22 protein-coding genes are annotated in these 25,608 nt (G+C 62.3%); 6 read left to right on the top strand and 16 right to left on the bottom strand.

Annotated features, from left to right (window positions below; genetic code table 11):
* The first annotated feature begins 192 nt into the window (after window positions 1–192).
* Complete coding sequence (locus tag Q0O40_RS08190) at window positions 193–318, top strand: hypothetical protein (RefSeq protein WP_295528500.1); 126 nt, start codon at window positions 193–195, stop codon at window positions 316–318.
* A gap of 96 nt (window positions 319–414) precedes the next feature.
* On the opposite strand, the gene Q0O40_RS08195 is transcribed toward Q0O40_RS08190, so the two are convergent.
* The 10 genes from Q0O40_RS08195 to Q0O40_RS08240 form a co-directional block, all read right to left on the bottom strand.
* Window positions 415–1,605, bottom strand: coding sequence for a hypothetical protein (locus Q0O40_RS08195; protein WP_295528503.1), 1,191 nt, complete (start codon window positions 1,603–1,605; stop codon window positions 415–417).
* A 3-nt stretch (window positions 1,606–1,608) separates the two neighbouring features.
* Entirely contained in the window at window positions 1,609–3,840 is a 2,232-nt protein-coding gene (locus Q0O40_RS08200) for a polysaccharide biosynthesis tyrosine autokinase (protein ID WP_295528505.1), read from the bottom strand.
* A gap of 13 nt (window positions 3,841–3,853) precedes the next feature.
* A complete protein-coding gene (locus Q0O40_RS08205) occupies window positions 3,854–4,612 on the bottom strand; it encodes a polysaccharide biosynthesis/export family protein (protein ID WP_295528508.1) in 759 nt (252 codons plus the stop codon).
* A 37-nt stretch (window positions 4,613–4,649) separates the two neighbouring features.
* A complete protein-coding gene (locus Q0O40_RS08210; protein ID WP_295528511.1) occupies window positions 4,650–5,963 on the bottom strand; it encodes an O-antigen ligase in 1,314 nt (437 codons plus the stop codon).
* Window positions 5,964–6,367: 404 nt separating this feature from the next.
* Window positions 6,368–6,640, bottom strand: coding sequence for a hypothetical protein (locus tag Q0O40_RS08215; protein WP_295528513.1), 273 nt, complete (start codon window positions 6,638–6,640; stop codon window positions 6,368–6,370).
* 216 nt (window positions 6,641–6,856) lie between these two features.
* Entirely contained in the window at window positions 6,857–8,275 is a 1,419-nt protein-coding gene (locus tag Q0O40_RS08220; protein WP_295528516.1) for a sugar transferase, read from the bottom strand.
* Window positions 8,276–8,466: 191 nt separating this feature from the next.
* Window positions 8,467–9,516: a DNA polymerase III subunit delta gene (gene holA / locus Q0O40_RS08225; protein ID WP_295528519.1), complete on the bottom strand. Its 1,050-nt coding sequence runs from the start codon at window positions 9,514–9,516 to the stop codon at window positions 8,467–8,469.
* Window positions 9,517–9,532: 16 nt separating this feature from the next.
* Window positions 9,533–9,961, bottom strand: coding sequence for an LPS assembly lipoprotein LptE (gene lptE / locus Q0O40_RS08230; RefSeq protein ID WP_295528553.1), 429 nt, complete (start codon window positions 9,959–9,961; stop codon window positions 9,533–9,535).
* Window positions 9,962–10,022: 61 nt separating this feature from the next.
* Window positions 10,023–12,602: a leucine--tRNA ligase gene (gene leuS, locus Q0O40_RS08235; protein ID WP_295528522.1), complete on the bottom strand. Its 2,580-nt coding sequence runs from the start codon at window positions 12,600–12,602 to the stop codon at window positions 10,023–10,025.
* Between the two features lie 65 nt (window positions 12,603–12,667).
* On the bottom strand, window positions 12,668–13,057 hold the full coding sequence (locus tag Q0O40_RS08240) for a DUF3576 domain-containing protein (RefSeq protein ID WP_295528556.1): 390 nt from the start codon (window positions 13,055–13,057) through the stop codon (window positions 12,668–12,670).
* Between the two features lie 508 nt (window positions 13,058–13,565).
* Between Q0O40_RS08240 and Q0O40_RS08245 the strand changes: the two genes are divergently transcribed.
* From Q0O40_RS08245 to Q0O40_RS08255, 3 genes are all read left to right on the top strand, one after another.
* On the top strand, window positions 13,566–14,279 hold the full coding sequence (locus Q0O40_RS08245) for a hypothetical protein (protein WP_295528525.1): 714 nt from the start codon (window positions 13,566–13,568) through the stop codon (window positions 14,277–14,279).
* Between the two features lie 177 nt (window positions 14,280–14,456).
* Window positions 14,457–15,179, top strand: coding sequence for an acetoacetyl-CoA reductase (phbB, locus tag Q0O40_RS08250; RefSeq protein ID WP_295528527.1), 723 nt, complete (start codon window positions 14,457–14,459; stop codon window positions 15,177–15,179).
* Window positions 15,180–15,207: 28 nt separating this feature from the next.
* Window positions 15,208–15,444: a ribbon-helix-helix domain-containing protein gene (locus Q0O40_RS08255; protein WP_295528559.1), complete on the top strand. Its 237-nt coding sequence runs from the start codon at window positions 15,208–15,210 to the stop codon at window positions 15,442–15,444.
* A 17-nt stretch (window positions 15,445–15,461) separates the two neighbouring features.
* On the opposite strand, the gene murA is transcribed toward Q0O40_RS08255, so the two are convergent.
* Entirely contained in the window at window positions 15,462–16,745 is a 1,284-nt protein-coding gene (gene murA, locus Q0O40_RS08260) for a UDP-N-acetylglucosamine 1-carboxyvinyltransferase (RefSeq protein ID WP_295528530.1), read from the bottom strand.
* 112 nt (window positions 16,746–16,857) lie between these two features.
* Between murA and galU the strand changes: the two genes are divergently transcribed.
* A complete protein-coding gene (gene galU, locus Q0O40_RS08265; RefSeq protein WP_295528532.1) occupies window positions 16,858–17,748 on the top strand; it encodes a UTP--glucose-1-phosphate uridylyltransferase GalU in 891 nt (296 codons plus the stop codon).
* Window positions 17,749–17,776: 28 nt separating this feature from the next.
* On the opposite strand, the gene Q0O40_RS08270 is transcribed toward galU, so the two are convergent.
* The 5 genes from Q0O40_RS08270 to Q0O40_RS08290 all read right to left on the bottom strand — a co-directional run bounded on the left by Q0O40_RS08270 (window position 17,777) and on the right by Q0O40_RS08290 (window position 24,409).
* The gene (locus tag Q0O40_RS08270; RefSeq protein WP_295528536.1) at window positions 17,777–19,333 is read right to left on the bottom strand and encodes an acyl-CoA synthetase; all 1,557 of its coding nucleotides are present in this window, start codon (window positions 19,331–19,333) and stop codon (window positions 17,777–17,779) included.
* Window positions 19,334–19,552: 219 nt separating this feature from the next.
* Window positions 19,553–20,158, bottom strand: a complete 606-nt coding sequence (locus tag Q0O40_RS08275) for a M23 family metallopeptidase (protein ID WP_295528539.1) — start codon at window positions 20,156–20,158, stop codon at window positions 19,553–19,555.
* 265 nt (window positions 20,159–20,423) lie between these two features.
* Window positions 20,424–21,227, bottom strand: coding sequence for a ferritin-like domain-containing protein (locus tag Q0O40_RS08280; RefSeq protein ID WP_295528542.1), 804 nt, complete (start codon window positions 21,225–21,227; stop codon window positions 20,424–20,426).
* A gap of 3 nt (window positions 21,228–21,230) precedes the next feature.
* The gene (locus Q0O40_RS08285; RefSeq protein ID WP_295528545.1) at window positions 21,231–21,704 is read right to left on the bottom strand and encodes a peroxiredoxin; all 474 of its coding nucleotides are present in this window, start codon (window positions 21,702–21,704) and stop codon (window positions 21,231–21,233) included.
* Entirely contained in the window at window positions 21,701–24,409 is a 2,709-nt protein-coding gene (locus tag Q0O40_RS08290) for a bifunctional [glutamine synthetase] adenylyltransferase/[glutamine synthetase]-adenylyl-L-tyrosine phosphorylase (protein WP_295528548.1), read from the bottom strand. The genes Q0O40_RS08285 and Q0O40_RS08290 overlap by 4 nt, the downstream gene beginning before the upstream one ends.
* 231 nt (window positions 24,410–24,640) lie before the next feature.
* Between Q0O40_RS08290 and Q0O40_RS08295 the strand changes: the two genes are divergently transcribed.
* On the top strand, window positions 24,641–25,608 hold a 968-nt coding region (locus Q0O40_RS08295; protein ID WP_295528551.1), incomplete at its 3' end, for an agmatine deiminase family protein.

A 25,608-nucleotide genomic window follows, 5' to 3' on the forward strand; every position in this document is an offset into this window, starting at 1 on the left:
CTGCGCCCGCATGACGCGAAAACCGTCCTCAAAAGGGCGGTCGGACACGGAAATCAGCGATAAAGACCAGGAGAACGGTGCTCCGCACCCTCAACCCTGGCCTCCCTGCACCTTCACGCCAGAACCAGCCGGTTCTTCGAGGCGTCCAGCTTCATGCCGTTCCAACTGTTCGCGAAAGTGTTTCCGACCCAGATGAACGAATTCGGCTTTTTCATCGACAAGACGGGGCGTTACCTCCAGCCTTGGATGGCCGCGAATGGGCAGGAAATGTCGCGCGAATTTTGGGCCAAGGGCATTTGGAGGGAGCCCCGCCGCTAAGCGATCGTGGAGAGCCGCGAGTCCCAATTGTTGCCGGTCAGAAGTAGAGTCTCTCTTCGTAATGAAGGCTGATTGATGGGAAGGCCGGGGCAAGGCTCATTCGATTGGCCGCAAGATCACGTCATCCAGATGAACCGGCGCTTTTGGCGCAAGCCAGAAGACCAACCGTTGTGCCGAACATGCGCTATCCAATTTGAAGTTTTGCCCATAGCTGTCCTTGGCCATGTCGTCTGGGGCGCCAGGCAATGCGTTGGAGATGCCCAGCTTGCAAGAAAGCGAGACCGAAATGGCACGTGCAGCGCTGGCCTCCGTGTCAGGGTTGCGCCATGTCAGCCGATACGTTCCCGGCGATAGCACGACAAGCTGGCTCAAGACTGGCACAGTATTGGCGGCATTGACGGTAACTTGCAGCCGGCGGCTCCCCGGCGTGGCTCCCTCGACCTGAATGTCGACATCTCCGCGGTTGGAAAGCTGCCAATCAAAGCCACCGGTTGTTTGGGTAGTGTCGATACTTTCGAAGCCGCCGTCATAGATCAGCGACGTGGGACCAAGGCAGTTTGTTCGCCACAGCGCCGTAGCATCGCGCACTAAGTCGAGTGCAATAAGACTATTCACCAGTCGGGTCGACTTGGCGCATTCAAAGACACCTCTCCCAACTAGGCGCATAACTTCGCCGCGCCCGACAACCTCTTCGGCGGGCAAGTCTTTTGAAGGGTTCGCAAAGACCTCGGTCCAGGAAGGCGCGAGCTTCAATCGCTTGGCTAGCTCGGTTTTTCCATCCGGGCTTTGAAAAAGCGCGGCAATAAGCTGGTCTCGCGCCTCGAAGTTCGGAAACTGTCGCAGCAGCGCATCGAGACGCTCGGCGGCAACTTTGGTGTCGCCGACCTTGAGCGCCTCTCCCATCCAGTAGATCTGGGTATTGGGGTCGCGCCAGCCTAATTCGCCCGAGACCCGGAAGGCGGTTTCAGCCGCGGCTTCATCGCCGGCCAACAGCCGCGCCCGCCCGAGCAGCCCAACAATGCGCGAGTCGAGCGGATCGGTGATGATCGAGCGCTGGATCAACGGGACAGCGCTGGCCGGGCCATCGCCAATCAGCGCCTGCGTTGCGCGCGATGTCGATGCACCGGTATCATAAGGCCAGCCTAGCAAGCTTGGCGATCGCATAGCGTAACTCGCAATACGATCCGTGCCACTCAATACTACTATGCCACCCAACGCGGCCAGCGCAAACACGGCAAAAGTGCCAGTTAGCTTTGACATCCACGTTGAATTGTTGCCGATTGGCATGAATTACGCATTCGTCTTTGCATCGTATTGATAGTAATTATAGCCATAGTATTCGGAGTAGGCGTTCGAATTCTTGCTAGCGTCGAACATCGTCAACACCCCGCCCAGGATGTTTGGGCGCATGCCGCGGAGACGCCGGAGCGAAGATTTGAGCGAGCCGCGCCGGCTGCGATCGGATTGAACCACCAGAATCACCCCCTCGACCAGCGCAGCCATGAGCGGCGCATCGGCGAGGCCCAAAACAGGCGGACTATCGAGAATGACCACATCGAACCGTTCGGACAGTTCCTCGAGGATCTGCTTCATGCGCCCGGAACTGAGCAGTTCCGTTGGGCTCAGGGGAATAGGCCCTGCAGTTATAACGGTCAGGTTCTCATGATCGGTAGGCTTCAGTGCATCTTCGATCGAACCTTGCGAGGTCAGCAGGCTCGACATGCCATAGGCATTGTCGGAGCCAGACACGCCTACAATCCGATGGATCACCGGACGACGCAAGTCGACGTCAAGCAACACAACCTTGCGGCCTAGGCGCGCGAGCCCGATGGCCATCGCCAGGCTGGTGGTCGATTTGCCTTCAGATGGCTGCGAACTGGCGATGAGCAAGGTTTTTGGCAGGCCATTGGCTGATGAATAGAGCAGCGAGCTTCGAAGCGAATTGTAGGCTTCGCTGATCGCCGACTTCGGATCCTCCATCATCGCCTCGATGTCGACAGCCTTTGTAAGCGGGATGACCCCCAAAAGCGGCATATTGAGCTTGGCGTCGATGTCTTCGGGGAGGCGCACTGCATCGTCCAGTTGATTGCGCAGGAATACGATCACACCCGCCAGGGTCACGCCCGCCAGCAAGGCCAAAGCGAAATTCCTGAAGAGATTTGGGGAGCTCGGCTTCGTTGGACTGTCTGCGCTATCGATGATCGCGATATTGCTCGAACTGATACCAGCTGCGGCGTTCAGCTCCTTGTAACGCTGAAGCAAGCCGTCATGCACCGTGCGGTTGGTATCGGCCTCTCGCGCGAGCAGATTATACTGCACCAAGCGATCCTGCTCGGCGAGCGATGATGATTTGAGGGAGAGAACTTGTTGGTTCAGCGCCTCTTCCGCTTCCCTCGCGCTGTCATAGGCCTGCTTCACCGACGCGCGGATGTTGCGCGCCACGGATTGGACTTGAGCGTCGATCGAAGCGAGCTGCGCCTTGAGCTGGACAACCGAGGGATAGTCTTCGAGGTGACGCGCACGCTCGCGCTCCAAGTCAGCGCTGGTTGCCGAACGCTGCGCCAGCAGAGTGCCGATCGCTGTGTTGGCGAGCACTTCGGGCGAACTCAACAGGGGGCCGCTGGACATCGAGCGCCAACGCTGCTCGGCCGTGATCCGCGCGGCCTGGGCCTGGTTCGCCTGAACATTGAGCTGGAGCAGGCTGGCGGTCGTGATCGAGTTGCCGCTTCCGGAATCGCGATTTTGATCGCGGCCATCGCCGGCATCGTGCGTACGGATCAGGCCGGCCTCGCGGGCATAGGCATTGAGTTCGCGCTCGGAATTCTCAAGCTTGGCGCGCGCCTCGTTAAGCTGGCCCGAAATGAACTCGCGCGCATAAGCTGAGCTGTCATAGCGCCTTTGCAGGTTTGCCTGGATATATTCATCCGCCCAGGTATTGGCGACCCGCGCGGAAAACGCTGGAACGGTGCTGGTGAAACCGACAGTTGCAATGCGCGAATTGCGCGGAAGCAAGACAGCCTTGCCGCGCAGCAAAGCCTCGATGGTCAATTCCTTGAGCTCGCTCTCCTTCAGATCGGCGTCCGGTTGCCGAAGCCCCATCGCGTCGTAGAACTGGGCGCTCCCGACCAACCGCAGCTTCTTCGCGACACGCTCCGCGATGGCATTGCTGCCAAGAATGTCCATCTGCGTTTGCAAGAAACGCTCACTATCGCTCGCAGAAGTTAGCTGCTCCTGCGAGATGTCGTCCTGCTTGCCGAGGATCTGAGCCGATTGATCATTGATCTGCAAAGTGGTTCGAGCGGTGAAGGCCGGGGTTTGCAGCAGGGTGACTACGGCGGCCAGAGCCAGCGATGCCGCAACCACCAGACCGATCAATACCAAGTTTGCGCGGACAGTCGCCACAATCTGGCGCAAATCAAATCCGGAAGCTACGCTGTCGTAAATTGCCTCGTAGCCATAAGGAACCGTCTCAACTGCGAAAGGCTGGCCGTTCGAGCTGACGATGCTGGTTTGATTTTGCATAGGAGCGCCCAAGTCAGAAACGTGTGAAGACATTAAACAGCGGAGCCGCTGCGATGATATCCCGGTAGATGCTCTTGCCTTGCGAGAAGCCGACCACGACAACATCTCCGCCAAGAATCTTGGGATCTTGATCTAATCCGGCGCGAACACGCTCAAGATTAAAGCGTGCTGCGGTGCGTTCACCGGCGATTGTCCGGAAGATGACGATTTCATCAAGCTTGGCGATCCGGGTCGGGCTCTGCGCCAGCGCGATCGCGGAAAGCAGCGTCGTCGCGTTCGATACTGGATAGACCCCGGCCTTGGTTACCTGACCCTCGATCGAGACTTCCTGAGCATTCTGGGCGAGCACGTTGACCGTGACCTTTGGATCACGCAGATAACGGGCGCCCAGTTTGCTGGCGATCAAAGCCGAGGCGTCGCTCGGCGAAAGGTTCATGAGCGGCACTTGCCCGATCAGCGGAACTTGAATGTTTCCGGCTTCGTCCACGAGGATCTTGTCACCGCTGATTTCGGGCTCGCCAAACACCGAAAGCGCAATTTGATCGCCTGGTCCAATAAGGTAGGATTGGGGCGGCATTGCCTTGTCAATCGGCGGGAATATGGCGGTGGCCGGTTTGCCATAAGGCAGATGGCGGTAAAGCGGCGAAGAACATCCCCCGATGCCAAGCCCCAAAATCACAAGTGCAATCGTTGCTGCGTGTCTCACTGGGACTTTCGCTCCTGCAATATAGTTTCGCGCGCTTCGGTTAGGCACTCGAAATTTCCGGCGCACGGCACAACATCTTCACGACCGGTTCTTGTCCAACGCATCATTGCCCCCCCGGCCGCAATCGCGCGGGCACCATTAAAAAGCCCGCCGCCATCGATGTCAGCATCGCGAGCGACATCGACCGCAGCGGGTACTCAACAATCGAATGCAGCGCAACAATAAGCAAGGCACCAACCGCGAAAATGATCTGACTGCGCCGGGCTGGGACGCTATCTGGCGCGGCTGACCAGCGAAAAGCGCGATATGCCGAGACGATCAGTATTAGCAGAACCAAGATCAATACCGCGATGCCCGGCGCACCCGCCTCGATTGTCCATTCGAGCCAGTCGTTGTGGACGCGGTTTAGAAACTTGGGACCCAGCACATCGAGACGCTCGGCGGATGCGAGCAAAGGGACGATGGTTCCGATCCCTGCGCCGATCGGCCAGACTTGCTGAAGCACATAAGACGCATCGATCCACACATCCCAGCGTGCTTCTTCCGTAGCCCAGAAGCGGAGCATGACGCGGCGAACCGAGTTAACTTGCAGGAGGCCGAAGGTAGCGGCCCCCAACACCAGGCTGCTGGCCAGAAGCCATGGCGCGCTGGGCGAGTCCTTGCGAATTGCCGGCCAGAACATGGCCACCAGCAACGCCAGCGTGAACCCGCTCAGCGCGATTCCCGTGCGCGAGCCGGTCATCAACACCCCGATCAGAAAGACCATGATGGCTCCGGCAACGCTTGTCCAGCCTAGCAGATGGCGCCTCCCGTCCAGCAGGCGCGGCGCAACCAGCGCGCAGAAAGCGAGCAGGGCAATCAGCAGGATATCCGCCTCGAGATTGCGGTCGGCTTGAAATCCGACCAGTGAACCTGCGCTGTAATAGAAATAGAGCGACCACGTCGCGCCTCCGGTGTGCGAGATTTGCAACATGCCCAAAACCACAGAAAGCGCGCCGCCCGCTGCCACTGTTCCACAAAGCCAGCGGCTGCTGCGGATCGATAGCCGGGATACCTGCAGCATGAGCAGCGCCGGAAAAATCATCGAGAGAAGCGACGTGAAGGTGCGGGCTGGCGCCATGCTCAGCGGCATCCAGCGATCCGGGTCTCCTGCCAGCGCGATCGATCTGGCCTCGATGCTGCGCCCGGGCAGCGCTTGCCAAATCGTCGGCGGCAGAGGGATCAGGTGCGCCACTGGCAACACAAGAACGATACCGGCGAGCAGCCAAGCCACAGGAGATATCGGGCCAAGCCCGCGTTGCCACGATGGCGAGGCACACAGCGGGATCATACAGGCAACGACCACCAGTTCGAGCAGCATTTCAGTCTGAGGATTGTAGACCCCGCCGCCGCCCAAGCCGATCGACGCGGCGATCATGGCCATGATCAGAGTATCTGCGGGAAGCGGTGCTGCAAACTTGCGCGGCGCTGGCTTTCTGACCAATCCTGCGGTGGCGATGCTTCGGCGGGGAAGATCGCGGATCAAGTGCGCACCTTTTGCAATTTGGCACTTGGCCCGGTCATGACATTCCCTCGCTCCTCACCTTTATATTGCAAGCATACGCAACCCTAGGCGGGCGCAATGGGATTGTCGCAAAACAGAATGCTACGTCTACCCCGAACAGATATCAGCCTGAACGTATAGTGGCACCGACGCGTTGAAGACTTGTACGACAGCTCCGCTGAGAGCGGCTCACGATCAAGCGCACGCGTCGCCGCAGCGCTTGAAAACGGGCCCAGAGATGAAACTCAGGGCCCGCAATTTTATCCACGATGAGGCGATTAATTCGACGTGATCGGGCCAGGAGCAGGAGCCGAACTGGTGATTGCGACCACCGTAACGACCGACGCTACCGCGGCGCCAATGACCACGGGAGCGACTGCGGCAGGCGCAATGTTGAGCTCAACGCCCTTCTTCGCCGACTTGCGCGAGAGCTTTGCACTCTTGGCAACAGGCAACGATGCGCCAGCACGGATTACTTCTGCTTGCGCCACGCCGCCGAATGTCAGCGCCAGAGCGGCAAAGCTTGCTACTACGATCTTCGATGTCATCATGATGTCGTCCCCGGTCAATGTGAATTTCTCGCCTAAATCTTTACGTGATTTTATTTAGGAATGCAAGCGCTGTGTTGCGCAAGCGAGCATAGGATTTTGCACGTGCGTTCGCCAATTTGCGTAAGCCTTCTGCGGGTTAGCTGCAGAAAAGTCTGGCAACCAAGCCCTAGATATTCAGCCTTTGTCGCTTCATCGCGCACTCGCCCCATCTCGCCGTCAAAACGCGCGATCATGCGACAGAACGGTGAGAGTGCCGAGAATGATCCGCAAATCCCGCATCATCGACCAGCCATCAAGATATTCAAGGTCAGCCTGCAAACGGCTCGTCAAATCTGCCTCCGAATCGGTTGCACCTCGAAACCCGCGAATCTGGGCAAGCCCGGTCAGCCCGGGTTTCAGCGAGTGCCGCAGCAGATAACGCGAGTCGACCTCCCAGAACCGCCGCGCGCCAGCGAGCGAGCCGATGGCATGCGGCCGCGGCCCCACAATGCTCATGTTTCCGCGCAGGACATTGAACAACTGAGGCAACTCGTCGATGCTCGTGCGGCGGATGAACCGGCCGATCCGGGTGATTCGATCATCGTCCTTGCTGGCGGATCGCGTCCCAGCATGATCAAGCCGTTCCACCCGCATCGAACGGAACTTGTAAATCATGAACAAGCGGTTGTTGCGGCCCTGTCGCTGCTGGCAAAAGAGCACCGGCCCGCCATCCTCGAGCCGCACCAAGATCGCCACCACCATTAGAACCGGGGCAAGCATGAAGATTGCCGCACCCGCTATCGCGATGTCGATCGCGCGCTTGGCTGCCCGCTCGCGCAGGCCAAGCGGGCCGCGCGAGACAACCAGCGAGCCAAAACCATGCTCTCGCCGCGCCCCCAGAACACCCAATCCTTCGACTTCAGGATCGACAATCTCGCCGCTGATGCTCGACCCTTTGAACACCTGCGCCCAATCCATGCGCCGTTCGCGTGGGCAGGATACGATCACCCGGTCCATGTTGGTCATGAACATCCCCAGCAGATCAAGCATGTGCGGGTCGTTGCAATCTGGCCGCAGGCGATGCTCGGCGGTGGCGATGTGCCATGCCTGCGGCATGGCCACAGGAACGCCGCCATCATCGAAAACGAGCACATTCTGGGCGGTCGAACCGAACCGTGCCCTGAGCATAGGCTGGATGGATGCGCGGACCCACACCAGCGCCAGCGCAATCACGACAATGCTGAGCCCTGCGGTCACGCGCGAGAACTCATTGCTGGATCTGGTGAAAAACGCGACAAAAATGGTCAAAGTAAATGCGCAAAGGATCGCCATCAGCGCGCGCACCTGGCTAAACCGCAATGAAATCAAGGAGGTTATTGAATAGGCCCGCAGTAGCAGCGCTGCGGTCCAGTAAAGCAGCACATGAGGGTTGATCTCGGCCAGCGTTGTCGGCTCGGTGATATCGCCGACATAAATGAAGCTGATGGCCAGCAATGAACCCACTATTGTCAGGCCATCGAGCAACATCAGCATGATGTAAGTTTGCAGTCGGCGCTTTTCGAGCGACGGTGCCAGGGGGAGCTTGAGCATTTTGCGCTCTGGCGGCGGAACACCAAGCGGGACGATCTTGCTGCGGTCTTGTTCAATCGTTGCCATGATAAACGAATGCCTCCTCGCTGCGAGCCCCGAACACCGCAAACCTCGCGCCAGATAGGGAGATTCACATACGATGGCATCACCCCAAAATGGAGCAAGCTACGCGGTTTCCTCTACAGACTTTTGATGATCCAGCAAGACTGCGCGATGAGGTTGGCGAGGATAAGCCGGTTGCCGCAACAGCGGTCCGATCAGGTGCGCCCATTATGGCGCGTTGCCGCGCGGGCAATCTCGGCAAGCCCTTGGCGAAGCGCCAGATCGCCGTTGCGGTTGTCTGCCAGAAGCGCGCGGTGCAGCGCCATCAGCCGTTCCACCAGCCGCTCCAGCCGGCGCCCGCGCCAGCGCCGCAATTGCTGGCCAAGATCGCCCCTGTCCCGAAAAAAGACGCGCCGCGCCGAGACTTCGGCTTCCAGAAATTCGGCAACATCGCCGCGCGGACCCAGCCGTCCGGCAAGCTGCGCCAGTTGCGCTGCGCGGCGTTCGAACGCCAGCAGCAGCCCGACCGGATTGAGCTCCAGTTCCTGCATGCGTGCCAGCTCCTTGGCCAGCCGCCGGGTCTCGCCGCTCAGCACGGCATTGACGACAGGCATGAACCCATCGTCTTCGCTGGCCGCGCCGATGGCATCGAACACCGCCGCATCGGCGCTGCGCGGTGCCTCCGGGCTTGCATCGAGATAAAGCGCCAGCTTTTCGATCTCGCGCCGCGCCAGCCGCGTATCCAAGGCGCAGGCGCGCGCGATGCGATCCGCCAGATCGCCCGCCATCTTCACACCGGCGCTGTCCGCCATTGTGCGCACGGCTTGGGCCACGGTCTTAAGCTCGGGCGGGTGGAACATCGCGACCAGCGCATCGGGCCGGTCTGCCAGCAGCTTGGCAATCCGCGATTTATCCGAAGCCGAACTGGCCAGGATCAGCACGGGCCAACCAGCGACCGGGCTCGCCAGCAGGCTCTCAACCGCCTCGTGCGCTTCATCACCGGCCGTGCGCACGTGGATCTGCCGCTTGTCGCCGAATAGCGAGACCGAGCGGGCCTCGTCGGCAAGGCGCACCGAATCGCGCTTAAGGTCCGCGCCGGCCAGTTCGATCCGTTCCGCCGGGCCGTATTTCGCGGTGAGTTCGGCAGACAGCGCCTCCAGCGCGTCTGCCGCGCCGGCTTCATCGGGGCCACAAAAATAGAAAACGCTGGCCTCGCGCGCGGCCTTGGCCAGGTTGGTCGCAAAAGCCTTCTGAGTTACCTTCACGCCGCGGAAGCGATCATTAGCGCGGCTGCTGGAGCCGGGTGGCGATCCGCGTCACCATCTGGCCGGCCACCTCGCGCGCGATATTCTCGAGCGCGGTCTGTTCGGCTGCGATCACAGCATATTCGCTCGAAACAATGTCGATCCCCGCATCGGCCGCCGCAGTCGCATCGAGCAGGATCTTGCCGCTACCCAGATCGACCAGCTGATAGCGCGCGCGCAAAGTGCGCCGCTCGCGCGTCACGGCATCGTCGGCGAGCAAACCGAGGCCTTGCAGGCGCTCGTCGAGACGGACATCGAGCCGGTAGCGCGGCGCAGCGCCCGCGCCGTTGCCAAGCCGATCAACGAGCGCATTGCGCACGATCCAGCCCGATTGGCCTTCGATCGACGAGACCTGAACGTCGCTGAGCCCGCGCGCCACTGCGCCCTGGCTGCCGCCCGCGTACATCGGCGCAAGGCCGCAACCGCCGAGCGCCGCCAGCGGCAGGCATAGCGCCAGCAAGCGGAGCCTAAACAACGAGATTGACCAGACGGTCGGGCACCACGATTACCTTCTTCACTTGCGCCCCATCCAGAGCACGCTGCACTTTGTCGGATGCCAGCGCAAGGCGTTCGAGATCGTCATTCGCGGTGCCCTTGGCGACGGTCAGCGTGTCGCGCAGCTTGCCCTTCACCTGAACCGCCACGGTCACCTCATCATCGACCAGCAGCGCAGGATCAACCGCAGGCCACGTGGCGTTGGCGATCAGTCCGCTGTCAAACCTTGCAAAGACCTCTTCGGCGAGATGCGGCATCATCGGCGCGACGATGATCAGCAAAGCGCGGATCGATGCCGAACGGCTGGCTGAAGGTGGGGCTTTCTCGATAGCAGCGGTCAGCTCGTAAATCCGCGCGACCGCCTTGTTGAAGCCTAGCGCTTCGATGTCTTGCGCCACTGCATGCACGGTCTGGTCGCGCTTACGCTCAAGCGCCTTGTCCTCACCGCTCGCCGCGTCGTCCGTTTGTGCAAACAACCGCCATAGCCGCTGGACAAAGCGCGCGCAGCCTTCGATCCCGGCCTCGGACCACGGCAAATCCCGCTCGGGCGGGCTGTCCGACAGCATGAACCAGCGGATCGCATCGGCTCCATGCTTGGCCACGATCTCGTCCGGGTCCACGACATTCTTCTTGGACTTTGACATCTTGATCACACGGCCGACTTCGACCGGAAGGCCGGTCGCTTTCTCGAACACGCCGCCATCTCGCCGCTCGACTTCTTCGGGCGAGAGCCACTTGCTGGCCGGATTGTTGTCCTCGTCGCCCTCGCTCTCCTGGCCCATCGATGGTTCGCCGGCAGCGGTGCGCTGGTACGTCTCGTGCGTCACCATGCCTTGCGTGAACAGGCTGGCGAATGGCTCGTCGATATCGATCTTGCCGATGCGCTTCAGCGCGCGGGTCCAGAACCGGGCATAGAGCAAGTGTAGGATCGCATGCTCGATCCCGCCGATATATTGCTCCACCGGCAGCCACTGGCGGATTGCCGCCGGGTCGAACGGGCGGTCCTCCGGCTGGCTGGCGAAGCGCAGGAAGTACCACGAGCTGTCCACGAAGGTATCGAGCGTATCGGTCTCGCGCCGCGCCGCGTGGCCGCATTGCGGGCAATCGACGTGTTTCCAGGTGGGGTGACGCGCCAGCGGGTTGCCTGGGGTGGCGAAGTCTACGTCTTCGGGGAGGACGACCGGCAACTGCTTCTTGGGCACCGGCACCACGCCGCACACTTCGCAGTGGATGAACGGGATGGGCGTGCCCCAATACCGTTGGCGCGATACGCCCCAGTCGCGCAGACGCCACACGGTCTTGCCTTCGCCCCAGCCTTCGGCCTCGGCGCGCACGATCACTTGCGCCTTCGCATCGGCCACGGTCACGCCATCGAGCATTCCCGAATTGACCAGCACGCCGTCGCCAGCCTCGGCCTCGGCGCCAAATGGCTTGGCGGCATCGGCGGCGCTCTGCGCGACCACGCGCAAGATCGGCAGGCCATATTTGGTAGCGAAATCAAAGTCGCGCTGGTCGTGCCCCGGAACCGCCATGATCGCGCCGGTGCCATATTCGATCAGCACGAAATTGGCGATGTAGACTGGTAGCGCCGCGCCGGTGAACGGATGGCGCGCGGTGATCCCGGTATCGAAGCCCAGCTTTTCGGCGGTTTCAAGCTCAGCGGCGGTGGTTCCGCCCTGCTTGCAAAGCGCGATGAAGTCCTGCGCCGCGACGTTGTCTGCTGCGGCGCGCTGCGCGACCGGATGCTCCGCGGCAACCGCTACGAAGCTTGCGCCAAAGATCGTGTCGGGCCGCGTGGTATAGACCTCAAGGCTCTCGCCATCAGAGAGGTCGAAGCGAAACTGCATGCCCTGCGATTTGCCGATCCAGTTTTCCTGCATCGTGCGTACTTTCTCGGGCCACTTGTCGAGATGGCCAAGCCCCTCGAGGAGTTCCTCGGCGAAATCGGTGATTTTGAGGAACCATTGGCTGAGCTTGCGCTTCTCGATCAGCGCGCCCGAGCGCCATCCGCGCCCGTCGATCACTTGTTCGTTGGCCAGCACGGTCTGGTCGACCGGGTCCCAGTTGACCGCGCTTTCCTTTCGGTAGACGAGGCCTGCCGCATAAAGAGCGAGGAACAGCGCCTGCTCCTGGCCATAATACTCCGGCTCGCAGGTGGCGAGTTCGCGGCTCCAGTCGAGCGCAAAGCCCAGCCGTTTGAGCTGCGCTTTCATGTTGGCGATATTCTGCCGGGTCCAGCTGCCGGGATGAACCCCGCGCTCCATCGCGGCATTTTCGGCGGGCATGCCAAAGGCATCCCAGCCCATCGGATGGAGCACTTCGAACCCGCGCATCCGCTTGTAGCGCGCAAGGACATCGCCCATCGTATAATTGCGGACATGACCGATATGAATGCGCCCCGATGGATAGGGAAACATTTCCAGCACATAGCTGCGTGGGCGGGCCGAGGCGTCGTCGGCGCGGAAGGTTTCCTGCTTGTCCCAAACGGTCTGCCAACGCAAATCGGCGACGGCGGGATCGAAGCGAGAAGGCTCGGCGTGTTCTTGGCTCATGCGCGCCGCTCTAAGGAGCGGCGCGGCGCGGTGCAACTACCCGCCTTGTGGTTCGGCGCAAAAGGTCAGCGGCGGATTGCCTGACGGCGGAGATCGCGCGCCTTGGTCAGGATTATGTCTTCAAGCTTTTGCACTGTTGCGGCCTGAACCGGCGCTTCTACCCAGTTTCCGCCTTGCGAGGTCTGGCGGCTGGCGGCGACGCGCAGCGCATCGGCGCGCAAGTCCTGATCGAGGATCGATACGGTGACTTTGACCCGTTCGCCCGGATTCTTGGGATTGGTATACCAGTCAGTGACGATCACCCCGCCGTTGCTGTCGGTTTGCAGCAACGGCATGAACGACAGCGTTTCGAGGCTGGCGCGCCACAAATAAGCATTGACGCCGATCGTGGTGACTTTGCTTGCTGCCAGCTCAAGCAATGGGCGCTGCTTTTTGCCGCACCCGCTAACGGTCATCGCCAATGCGCCGATGGCGATGATCGCGATGGCGGAAAACCGGCGGGCGGGCGCTTGGACGCGAGGTGTGCTGGTCGTCACTTCAATCCTGTCTTTAGCTGGCATGGAGGAGGCTGCAAAAGCCACCTTCCCGGCGCGAGTTGGCCGCAATGGTGCGGCTTATGCCTAGCCTCTATCACTCTGGCGGCGCGCGCGGCAAGCTTGATCAGCGCGGTCTGCTATCGCGCAGCGCCCGGTCCGATCTGTCATCAGCAAAGGTGCTATGTGGACAATGCGCAACAGGTTGCCGCCAAGCGCGAAAATTCGGTTGTCCGTCTGGTAACGTGGTGCAATGCAATCTATGTGAGTTTGTGGAGAGTCGGTCGCATGAATGATGTTCATGTCCGATGGTTTTTAGAAAGTGCTGGGACAGGCAATGGTCGGCAAACGCAATAGTGCAGGAACGGGGCGTCGCACGCTCCATTCGCTGCGCGTGCCGCTGCTGTTTGTTGCCTGTGCGGCCGTGGGCATGCTCATCGCCCCTACCGTCAGCAATGCTCTGGCCGATAACGTCAACTCTGCGCCCGTAAGCCTTGCGGCGCGCGGCGGCATTGGTTCGTTCACGCCGGCATCGGTCGATCCGCTGCTTTCGGCGCAGATCACCAAGCGCGCGCTGGGCAGCGGCATGCTGTTTCGCTTCACCCCGGCCGGAACCGAAACGCGGCCCGACCGGGCAGTTACGGTCGTCGTGCGGGTCGGCGATCTTAACCCGCAGGCGCTGTCGGTGCGTAGTGCGCTTCCGGCTTCCGCCGCCGCCCCGGGCGCCGCGCCGGTGCGGATTGCGCCGTCGGTATTCAATCTGGGCATGGCTCGCGGCTATCAAAGCTTCGCGCCGACCGCAGGTACGTCCGCCGGGCTGCCGAGCGAGATCCAGCGGCTGGACGCGCCGGACTTGCGCGCCATCGGCAGCAAATTCGCTGTTAATGGCAACACGGCAATGACGCCCGCGCGGCTCGCTCCGCGCGTTGAAATTGATCGTAAAGAGCGCATGGGCCGGTTGCCCCGGACGCTGGAAAGCCAGAGTGACTATCAGGTCGATCTTGGCGGCAGCTATCGCCTGACGCGTAATTTCGATGTGACAGCGGGCGTGCGGTACTCATCGGAACGTGACCGTCTGCGTCCGCTAACGGATGGCAAGCAGGATAGCCAGGCCGTCTACGTCGGAACCAAGTTCCGCTTCTGATTGTGTGTAGCTGATTGTGCCAAGTGTTGGCATGCTCGCACGCCGCTGCTTCCTAACTACCCTGATCAGCAATAAATCGCGCAAAGCTTGTGCTTTTCACGCCCAAGGTTGCTTGTCGCGCCAAAATCTCGCGACTATCGTGCTTTCTCAAAGATCAGAATATGGGAGAGCATGCTTATGACCCGTGTTGCGGTAGTAACTGGCGGAACCCGCGGTATCGGCGCTGCGATATGCCGCATGCTCCATGCGCAGGGCCGCACCGTGGTGGCGAATTACGCTGGTAACGAGGAAAAGGCGCGCGCCTTTAGCGAAGACACCGGCATCGCCTGCTATCGCTGGGATGTGGGCGATTATGATGCCACGATTGAAAACTGCGCTCGGATTACCGAAGAAGTGGGGCCGATCGATATTGTTGTGAACAATGCCGGGATCACGCGCGACGGGGTGCTCCACCGCATGTCGTTCGACGATTGGAACGAGGTCATGCGCATCAATCTTGGTGGGTGCTTCAACATGGCCAAAGCAACTTTCCCCGGCATGCGCGAGCGGAACTGGGGCCGGATCGTCAACATCGGCTCGATCAATGGCCAGGCCGGCCAGTATGGCCAGGTCAATTATGCCGCCGCAAAATCAGGCATTCATGGCTTTACCAAGGCGCTCGCGCAGGAAGGCGCAAAGTTCGGCGTGACGGTCAACGCCATTGCGCCGGGCTACATCGATACCGACATGGTCGCGGCGGTGCCGCCCCCTGTGCTAGAAAAGATCGTCGCCAAGATCCCGGTCGGCCGACTGGGCCAGGCTGAGGAAATTGCGCGCGGCGTGGCCTTCCTCACCGCCGAAGATGGCGGGTTCGTCACTGGATCGACAATGTCGATCAACGGCGGGCAACATATGTATTGATGATCAGGATGTGATTAGGGTGACAGCGATGTCGTCCTATCATCCTCCAGTCAAACGTTCGGTCGAGATCGCCGGACACAAAACCTCAATCAGCCTTGAGCCGCTGTTCTGGGACCTGCTCTGCCGCGCGGCCGAGGCCGAGCAGGTGCCAATCAACGCGCTGGTCGCCCGCATCGATGTCGAACGGATCGCCAGCCCGACCCCGCCGGGGCTGGCGGGTGCCATCCGGTTGTGGCTTGCGGCGCGCGCTTTGGGGGAGCGATAGGCCGAGCGCAGCGGCGGTCAATCGTTCCCGACGCGCTCCACATCCGCGCCCAGCCGGGCGAACTTTTCTTCGAGCCGTTCGTAGCCGCGATCAAGGTGGTAGAGCCGGTGAACCTGCGTTTCACCCTCGGCAACGAGGCCGGCAATGACCAAGCTCATCGAAGCGCGCAAGTCTGTGGCCATGACTTCTGCGCCAGTCAGCCGCTCGACCCCGTGGACGATCGCAGTACGGCCTTTGGTCTCGATCCGCGCGCCCATCCGGTTGAGCTCGGGAACGTGCATATAGCGGTTCTCGAAAATCGTTTCGGTCAGCACGCTCGATCCTTTGGCCAAAGTCAGCATCGCCATAAGCTGCGCCTGCATATCGGTGGCAAGGCCGGGATAAGGCGCGGTGGTGAGCGTAACGGGACGCAGATCGCCATCGGAAGCAACGCGCAGCCCACCTTTTACCGCCTCCACGACAACGCCGGCATCGCGCAGCGCTTGCACCGTGGCTTCCATTTCCTCGATCCGCGCGCCTGTCAGCGTCACATCGCCGCCGGTGATCGCGGCGGCGCAGGCATAGCTGCCCGCTTCGATCCGGTCGGGCATCACCATGTAGGTCGCCCCGTGGAGGCGCTCGGCGCCGTGGATGGTGAGGTCGGACGTGCCGATTCCCTCGATCTGCGCGCCCATCGCCGCCAACATGTTGCACAGATCGACGATCTCGGGCTCGCGCGCCGCATTGTGCAGCACGCTGGTACCGCGCGCGAGCACCGCCGCCATCACGGCATTTTCGGTTGCGCCGACCGAGACCAGCGGAAAGCTGTATGTGCCACCCGGAAGCCCGCCATCGGGCGCAATCGCGCGAACATAGCCAGCGGCCAGTTCGATCCGCGCACCCATTGCCTCAAGCGCTTTGAGATGCAGGTCGATCGGGCGGTTGCCGATCGCACAGCCACCGGGAAGCGAGACCGTCGCCTCGCCCGCGCGGGCGAGAAGCGGCCCCAGCACCAGGATCGAGGCGCGCATCTTGCGGACCAGATCATACGGCGCGACGGTCGAAGTGAGGCGGGTCGCCTGCAGGGTCATCACCCTGCCGAAATCTTCCGGCCGCGCGCCCGCGATCGAAGTCGAGATGCCAAACTGGTTGAGCAAATGCTGAAACCCGTCAATATCGGCAAGGCGCGGGAGATTGCGCAATGTGACCGGCTCGTCCGTGAGCAATGCGCAAGGCAGCAGGGTCAATGCCGCATTCTTTGCGCCAGAAACCGGAACGGTTCCAGATAGGCGTTGTCCGCCGCGTATAATGATCTTATCCATTGCAGCGGTTTAGCCAGTTTGCAGGCGGGCGCAACGGGGGCAAAGCTTTCGCATTACGTTTATATGTCGCTATGCCAGCATTCTTTAACATTACAGTGAGATAGGCCACCTTATGAACCAGACCAGTGCCCGCAAGCCGATCCGCAAGGCCGTTTTCCCTGTTGCCGGCATGGGCACGCGCTTCCTGCCCGCAACCAAGGCCGTCCCCAAGGAGATGCTGCCGATCATCGACCGGCCGCTGATCCAATATGCTGTCGATGAAGCGCGTGAGGCGGGAATCGAGCAGCTCATTTTCGTAACCGGACGCGGTAAAACCTCGATTGTCGAGCATTTCGACACGGCGTTCGAGCTTGAGCGGACGATGAAGGATCGCGGCAAGAGCCTCGACATTCTGGAGCCGACCCGCATTCTCCCGGGCAACCTTGTCACGGTGCGCCAGCAGGTGCCGATGGGGCTGGGCCATGCGATCTGGTGTGCGCGCGCGATTGTTGGGGATGAACCGTTCGCCATCTTCCTACCCGACGAACTGATGATCGGCACTCCGGGCTGCATGAAGGAAATGGTCGAGGCCTATCATCAGGTCGGCGGCAATCTGATCAGCGTGCTCGAAGTGCCCGAAAGCGAAGTGTCGAGCTACGGCGTGATCGCGCCGGGTGCCCGAGTATCGGACAAGCTGACCGAGGTGGTCGGCCTCGTTGAAAAGCCCAAGCGCGAGGATGCACCCTCCAATCTGATCATTTCCGGCCGCTACATTCTTCAGCCCGAGGTGATGCGCACGCTTGAAGGGCAGGAAGCGGGCGCGGGCGGCGAAATCCAGCTGACCGACGCCATGGCGCGGATGATCGGTGAACAGCCGTTCCACGCCGTAACCTTCGGCGGGCGGCGCTTCGATTGCGGCAGCAAGACCGGCTTTGTCGAGGCCACGCTCTCGCTCGCGCTCGAACGGCCCGATATGGCGGTCGAAGTGCGCGCGGTCATGAAGCGCTTGCTCGCGGGCGGATGAGCTTCCGTGCGCCGCGATAGTGCTGCGGTCAGGCCTGGTTTGCCATGCCTTCAGCAGCGCTCGCGGCGGCGCGGTATTCGTCGCGTAACAGCCGTTTGAACAGTTTGCCGGTGGGCTCGCGCGGCAATTCGGCGCGGAAATCGATCTGACGCGGCAGCTTGACCCGGGAAAGCTGGGGGCCGAGCCATGCGGCCAGTTCTTCCGCCAGCGCCGGGCCAGCTTCGGCCATGTCGGCAGGCTGGACCACCGCCACCACCCGCTCGCCCATGTCTGCGTCCGGCGCGCCGATCACTGCGACATCGGCCACTTTGGGATGGGTGACCAACAGGTTCTCGATCTCCTGCGGGTAGATATTCACGCCGCCCGAGATGATCATGAAGCTCTTGCGGTCGGTGAGGTAGAGATACCCGTCTTCATCGATCCGCCCGATGTCGCCAAGGCTTGTCCAGCCATGCTGGTTGGTGGCATCGCGGGTCTTGTCGGGGTCATTGTGATAGCGAAACTGCCCGCCGCCTTCGAAAAACACCTGGCCTTCGGTCCCTATGGGCACTTCGTTGCCGTGTTCGTCGCAAATGTGGATCGTGCCGATCAACGCGCGGCCGACCGAGCCGGGGCGTTCCAGCCATTCGTGGCTAGAGACGTAGGTAAAGCCATTGCCCTCGGTGCCCGCATAGTATTCGAGCAGGATCGGACCCCACCACTCGATCATCGCCTGTTTGACGGGCACGGGACAAGGCGCAGCGGCATGGACAGCGGCGCGCAAGCTTGAAACATCATAGCGGCGGCGCGTCTCGTCGGGCAATTTGAGCAGGCGCACGAAATGCGTCGGGACCCATTGGCTGGCGGTGATTCGGTAGCGCTCGATCGCTTCCAAGGCCTTTTCCGGATCGAACTTTTCCATGCAGATGACCGTGCCGCCGAGCCGCTGCACGCCCATCGACCAGCGCAGCGGCGCCGCATGATAAAGCGGCGCGGGCGAGAGATAGACGGTGTCCGACGAGAACCCGAACACCCCGATCGTCAGTTTGACGAGCGACGGCGAATCGCCGATGTCGAGGACTTCGGGCAATGGCATGCGGACGCCCTTGGGCTTGCCGGTGGTGCCGGAGGAGTAAAGCATATCGCACCCTGCGCGTTCGTCCGCGATCGGCGTGGCAGGCATGGCGGCCAGCGCGGCGGCCAGATCGTGATCGCCGTGCCCGCCAAGGCGCAGCTGCGGCACATTAGGGGCAAGCGCCGCGACCTGATCCAGCAAAGGCGCGAGCATACCGGAGCCGACCAGCAGCCCGGCACCGCTATCTTGCGCGATATAGGCCACCTCAGGCGGGGCGAGCCTATTGGATATCGCGACATAGACGAGGCCAGCGCGCTGCGCGCCCCAGCACAGCGCAAAAAACATCGGATGGTTTTCAAAGCACAGCGCGACAGTGTCACCGATCTGGAGCCCCCGTGCGCGCAGCAATTGCGCGAAGCGATTGCTCGTCTCGTCAAGCTCGCGGTAGGTCATCATGGCACCGCTGCCGGTCATGATCACCGCTGGCCGCTCGGGCCAGGTCTGCGCATGGAAGCTGGGATGATACTGCATGGGCGGCCTCTCTCGCTCACGGATCACCGTCCGCTCTGGATCAGAGTTTAACCGATCGATTAAGGCGCGCAACAGGAATCGGCTGGAATTGCCGCGCGGCTGCGGATTTCAGTCAAGAAAAAAGCGGCGTTTCCGCCGCCTTTTTCCCATCCTCTCCAAGATTTCGCTGACCGTTCGGAAGGGGGGCCAAGGCGACCCGCCTGCTTTTTCGCAATCGGGTTACTTGCTGGCAAACTGAGCGGCAGGAGCCACTTTCTGCATGTAAGGAATGGGATTTACCGCTTCGCCAGCGATGCGCACTTCATAATGCAGGTGCGAGCCTGTCGAGCGCCCGGTGGAGCCAACATAGCCAATCACATCGCCTTTGCTCACAGTCTGCCCTTCAGCGACTGCGATGCGCGACATATGGCCATAGCGCGTTTCCATATTGGCCCCGTGCTCAAGCTGGACGCACAGGCCATAGCCGCCAAACCAATCCGCCTTGCCGACAACTCCATCGGCGGTCGCATGGATCGGAGTTCCGGTCGAAGCGGGCAGATCAATGCCCTTGTGCATGCGCATGCGGCCCAAGACCGGGTGCACCCGCAGGCCAAAGCTGCTGCTCATGGCGCGGCTGGTGGTGATGGGAACGAGCGAGGGAATGGACACCCGGTTGCTACGCGCAGAAGCCAGAGCGGCGGGGCCAGCCTCCAATGCCTTCCAGCTTGCGAACAACTGCTGAAATTCCTCGTCTGCTCCGTCGGAATTGCCGGTGTCGCCATTACGGGCGGCTTCTGCTGCGCGAAGCGGCGCGGCGATATCGGCGGAGGAAGCGTTGTTGGCCAAGACGGGCGCGGATGTGAAACAGATAACAGTTGCGATGGAGCCGAGCAAAATTCGCAGGTTTCTAAAATTCAGCATTATGACCCGACCAACCCGTGATGCGCAGGCAGTGCTGGCGCTTATTGCGCGCCTTGCAAGACCAGGCTCGTTTTTAGTCAAGGAACCACGCGATCAATTGCAGCGACCCTGCAACCAACCCATGACAACCTTGCGAAAATGGTTGGAAGACCCCCCACCCAATCCTTGGAACAGGGCCTAAGGTCACGCGTTACCCTGACGCAACCCCCGTCATCATTTTGTACGATAAACCGGCTGATCGCCGCGCTGAGTCGTTGAACGGAGGTTTCAGCGCGCCGCGAAAATGGCGCTCGATCAGGCTCTTCCAGAGATCGACCGGCGATTCCGCGCGCTCATGACACACCAGCGTAAAATGGCTTGCGCCGAAACCGACATGGCGGATTTCATCGTCAAGGATTCGTTGCAGGATGCGCGCAGTGCGCTCGTCGCCCACACCGGCGAAGCGTTCGATCATCATCGGCGTTACATCGAGCGCGCGCGCTTCAAGCACCATGGGCACAATGGCGAGACGCGCGGCGATATCGTGCGCGGTCTCGCGCGCCGCATCCCACAGGCCATCATGCGCCGGGAGCGCGCCATAGAAGCTGCCCATTGTCTTGAGACGGCGGGCAAGCAGCGAGTAATGCATCGCCTCATCGGCGGCGACGGACAGCCAATCACTGACGAAATCCGCGCCGCGTTCGCCGCCAAACCGGCCTGCGGCATCGAGCGCCAGATCGATCGCCACAAATTCAATGTGCGCGAGGGCATGGATCAAGGCAATGCGGCTTCGCTCCGAACCGGCGCGGCCGCGCTTGCGCATTGCGGTCGGGGCTTGCAGCACAGGCACGGCGGGCCGCGCCGGGGTATCCGGCATGCCCACATCGAAAACGAAGGCGAGCTTCCCTGCCGACCAATCGCGGACCAGCTTGCGCGTCGCCTTCACTTTGGCGGCGGGGTCTGCGGTCAGCATCGCGCCGCGGATTTCGGCCGCTATGCTGCCGTGATCAGACATCGGTCAGAGCGCGCTGGCCGCGGCAAGCACCTCGGCAGCGTGGCCTTTGACCTTCACTTTGTTCCAGATGCGCACGATCTTGCCATCGGCGCCAATCAGATACGTTGTCCGCTCCATGCCCATGTAAGAGCGCCCGTACATCGACTTTTCACACCATACGCCGAGCGCGTCGGACAGGCCGTTCTCCTCCGCATCACTGGCGAGCGGGGCGACCAGCGCGTGCTTCTCGATGAACTTGGCATGCTTCTTCGGCGGATCCTTGCTGACCCCCAGAAGCGCGGTGTTGGCGGCGGCAAACTGCGCAGCGAGCGCGGAAAAATCGATGTTTTCGGTGGTGCAACCTGGCGTGTCATCCTTGGGATAGAAGAACAGCACCAGCTTCTGCCCGGCAAAATCAGATGGCTTGATTGCGGCGCCATCGGGGGTGGTCATCGCGATGTCAGGCAGCGCGCTGCCGACGCCTATGGTCTCGCTCATTCGATTACCTCCAGTACTTCTTCAAAAACGATTGCCCAGTTTGCGGCAATGGCGCGCCGGGTTTCGTAAATCGCGATCAGCAAGGCGTCCCAACTGGGCAGCCCGCACAAATCCGCAACGATGCCACGGCTGGCGACGGGCGGGAAGAGGCTATCAGGGGCAACCAGCCGCACGGCGACGAGCAACCGTGCCAGCAGATCATGCGCATCACGCATATCAGGCGTCAGCAGTCCGGTTGCAACGAGCGCCGCTATGGCGCGGCCTAGATCCGGATCGAAGGCGCTGCGCGTGCGCAGTTGCAAGGTGTGCACCATGAATTCCAGATCGACCAGCCCGCCGCGCGCCAGCTTGACATCGAGCGGCCCCTTGGCGGGTTTGTGTTGCGCCATTTCCGCGCGCATCGCCAGCGCATCGCCGCTCAGCTTTGCCGGATCGCGCGGGGTTCGCAGCACGCTGGCGATGATCGCGGCCAGCGCAGCGCGATCAGGTTCGCTGCCAAACAGCGGGCGCGCCCGGCACAGCGTCATGTGCTCCCAGGTCCACGCATCCTCGCGCTGGTAGCGCGCAAAGCTATCGAGGCTGACCGCAATCGGCCCTTGCGCGCCTGATGGGCGCAGCCGGACATCAACCTCGAACAGGGCGCCTGCCGCCGTCGGCACAGACAGCGCGGCGATCACCCGCTGCGCCAGCCGGTTAAAGTACATTGTGCCGCCAAGCGGCCGCGGGCCATCGGATTCAAGCGCATGATCGCCGCTGAACAGGAATATCAGATCAAGATCAGAGGCATGGGTCAGTGCCGAACCGCCGAGTCGGCCAAGGCCGAGAATGATCAGGTGGCTGCCCGGCACTTGCCCGTGCACGCGCTCGAATTCGGCGATCGTGGCATCGGCGAGCACCTCGATGGCCGCTTCGGCAACGCGCGACAAGGCTGCCGCGACATCGAGCGGATCGTGCTGGCCTTCGATCAGCTGGACCCCCAGCGCAAAGCGCAGTTCGCCGACCTTGCGGCGCACGGCATCGAGCATGCACTGGTAATCGTCGCCTGGTTCGCACCGGCCCAGACTGGCGGCGATTTCATTCACCGTGCCGGGCAGATCGAACGCCGATCGATCGATCAGGATATCCATGAGATCGCTGCGCCGGGCGAGCTCATCGGCCAGCGCAGGCGCATGCGCCAGCACCCGCATGACCAGCGCGAGCAAGCCCGGCCGGGCTTCGAGCAAACGAAACACATTGATCGCCGAAGGCAGGCCGGCGAGCAGCTGCTCCCAGCGCAGGAGGGCACGCTCAGGATTCGGGGCGCGGGCCAAGGCGGCGAGCAACTGCCCCCGCATGCGGGCGAACGCCGCGCGCGCCTCGGCGCTGCGAAGCGCGCGCAGCTGGCCGTTCTCCCAGCTTTCGATCCGCAGCGCGAGCGCGGCATGATCGGCAAAGCCCAGCGCGGCCAGCTCGCCCGCCAGCGGCTTGGCCTCCACGGCAACCGCGCCGGTTGGGGCATAGGCTTCGATCAGCGCATCGAAGCGGCGGCCGACCGTTTCGGAAATCTGGGCCAGCTCGCCCACAAGCGCGCCGCCACCGGACAACCCATCGAGCCGCGCGACTGCATCGAGCGCCCGGGCGTCGCCGGGCAGGCGGTGGGTCTGCTGGTCGGCCACCATCTGCAGCCGGTGCTCAATGGTGCGCAACCGGTCATAGCTTTCGCCCAATATCACCGCGTCTGCCGCGTTGATGATCCCGGCGCCAGCCAGCGCATCCAGCGCCGCGCGGGTGCCGCGCAGCCGCAAGGCCGGATTGCGGCCACCGTGGATAAGCTGATGCGTCTGCGCAAAGAATTCGATCTCGCGAATGCCGCCGCGTCCGCGTTTCAGGTCATAGCCCGGGCCGACGATCTGGCCGCCGTGGTAATGCTCGCGGATGCGGGTGGTCAGCCGGCCGATTTCGGCAATCGCCCCGAAATCGAGGCTGCGGCGCCATACGAACGGACGGATTGCGCTCAGAAACCGGCGGCCAGCGGCCTGATCTCCGGCAACCGCGCGCGCGCGGATAAAGGCGGCGCGCTCCCAGGCAAGCGCGCTCGATTCGTAGTGCGAGATCGCCGCATCGAAGCTGATCGCCAACGGGGTGATTTCGCTGGCAGGGCGCAGCCGCAGATCGACCCGGAAGACATAGCCCTCCTCGGTCACTGCGCCGAGCAGCTCGACCACGCCGCGCGCGATGCGCTGCGCCGCTTCGCCGGGATCATCGCGCGGGCGGCGGGCCAGCGTTTCCGGATCGTACAGCAGGATGGGATCGATGTCGGAGGAGTAATTGAGCTCGCCCGCGCCATGCTTGCCCAGCGCGATCCCGGAAAAGCCAGTGGGCTCGGCCCCGGGCTCGAAACTGGGCACGCGGCGCCGGATCGCGGCAGTAATCGCGCGGTGCAGCGCATCGTCGGCGAAGGATGAGAGCTCGCTCATGACCCGCGCTAGCGGCAGTGCGCCCGCAAGATCGCCGATGGCCAGCGCCAGTGCCAGCGCCAGTCGTTCGCGGCGCAGCGCGGTGCCTTCGTCCGCCGCGCCGATGCCCGCGCGCTTGGCGGCGGCCAGCGCCTGCTCGATCTCGCCAGCCGCCAGCATCGCCGCCAGCGCCGGCTGGCGTTCAAGCGCGCGCGCCAGAAACGGCGCATGCGCCTGCGCCCGCGCGATCGCTGCGCTCCAGTCAGCCATGGTTGTTCATCCGCCAGCGATGCCCGTTTGCGGCACTGGCGGCAAGGGCGCTGCGCTGCACCTTGCGCCGCTGCCGGGGCTCTGCCAAGAAATCGGCCTTGCCCATCAACAAGCGGGCTGCGCCCCATTTTGCCAGAGGCTCTCCATGAAAGATTGTGAATTGGGCGGCTTTGCTGCCCGCTTGTCAGCGCGAGCAAAGTCATGAGCAAGGCTCAGGTACTGGAACCGGCCATGAGAATGCCTCCCGAATGGCACCGGCAGGAATGGCTGTGGATCGGCTTTCCCCATATCGCCGAAGAATGGGGCGGGGTGATCGATCGCGCTCAGGAGCAGATCGCCGCTTTTGGCAGCGCGGTGGCGGACAGCGGGCAGGAGGTGCGCCTGATCGTGCGCGACGCGGCCAATGAAATGCGCGCACGGTCGCTCGTTTCTGGCGCGGTCGTGCTCGAGCGGCGGGTTTACGGCGATATCTGGCTGCGCGATACCGGGCCGCTGGTGGTGCGCGGTGATGCGGGGGAGCGGCAGGCAAGGTTGTTCGGCTTCAATGGCTGGGGCGGCAAATATCTGATGCCCGGCGATGAGGCGATCGGGGCCGACCTAGCCCACAGCGCCGGGCTGGCAGCGCAGCGCTGCGATTGGGTGCTCGAAGGCGGCGCGCTTGACGGCGACGGCACCGGGCTGGTCGCGACGACCGAGCAATGCCTGCTAAATCCCAATCGCAATCCCGCGCTGTCGCGCGCCGATCTGGAATCGCGGCTGCAGCACGATCTGGGTTACACCCGCGTACTGTGGCTGGGCGAGGGACTGATCAACGATCATACCGATGGGCATGTCGATAATCTGGCGCGGTTTGTCGGGCCAAACCGGATCGCGGTGCCGCGCGCCACCGGGCCCGATGATCCCAATGCCGCCATCTATGCCAATGCTACGGCGCGCGCGCGCGACTTTGGGGTCGAGGTTGCCGAGGTTCCTTCGCCTGGGCGGATCGAGGAAGGCGGGGTCTTGCAACCTGCCAGCTACATGAACTTTGTCATCGCCAACGATGTGGTGATCGTGCCGGTGTTCGGTTCGGTGCACGATACCGATGGCGTGGCGGCAATTGCCGAATTGTTTCCGGGCCGCGCCACCATCGGGCTGATGGCCGATGCGGTGCTGGCGGGCGGCGGCGGCTTTCATTGCTCCAGCCAGCAGATGCCGGC

Origin of the sequence: Novosphingobium sp. Chol11, from assembly GCF_945870625.1 — a bacterium.
In the GTDB taxonomy this organism is placed as follows: Bacteria; Pseudomonadota; Alphaproteobacteria; order Sphingomonadales; family Sphingomonadaceae; genus Novosphingobium.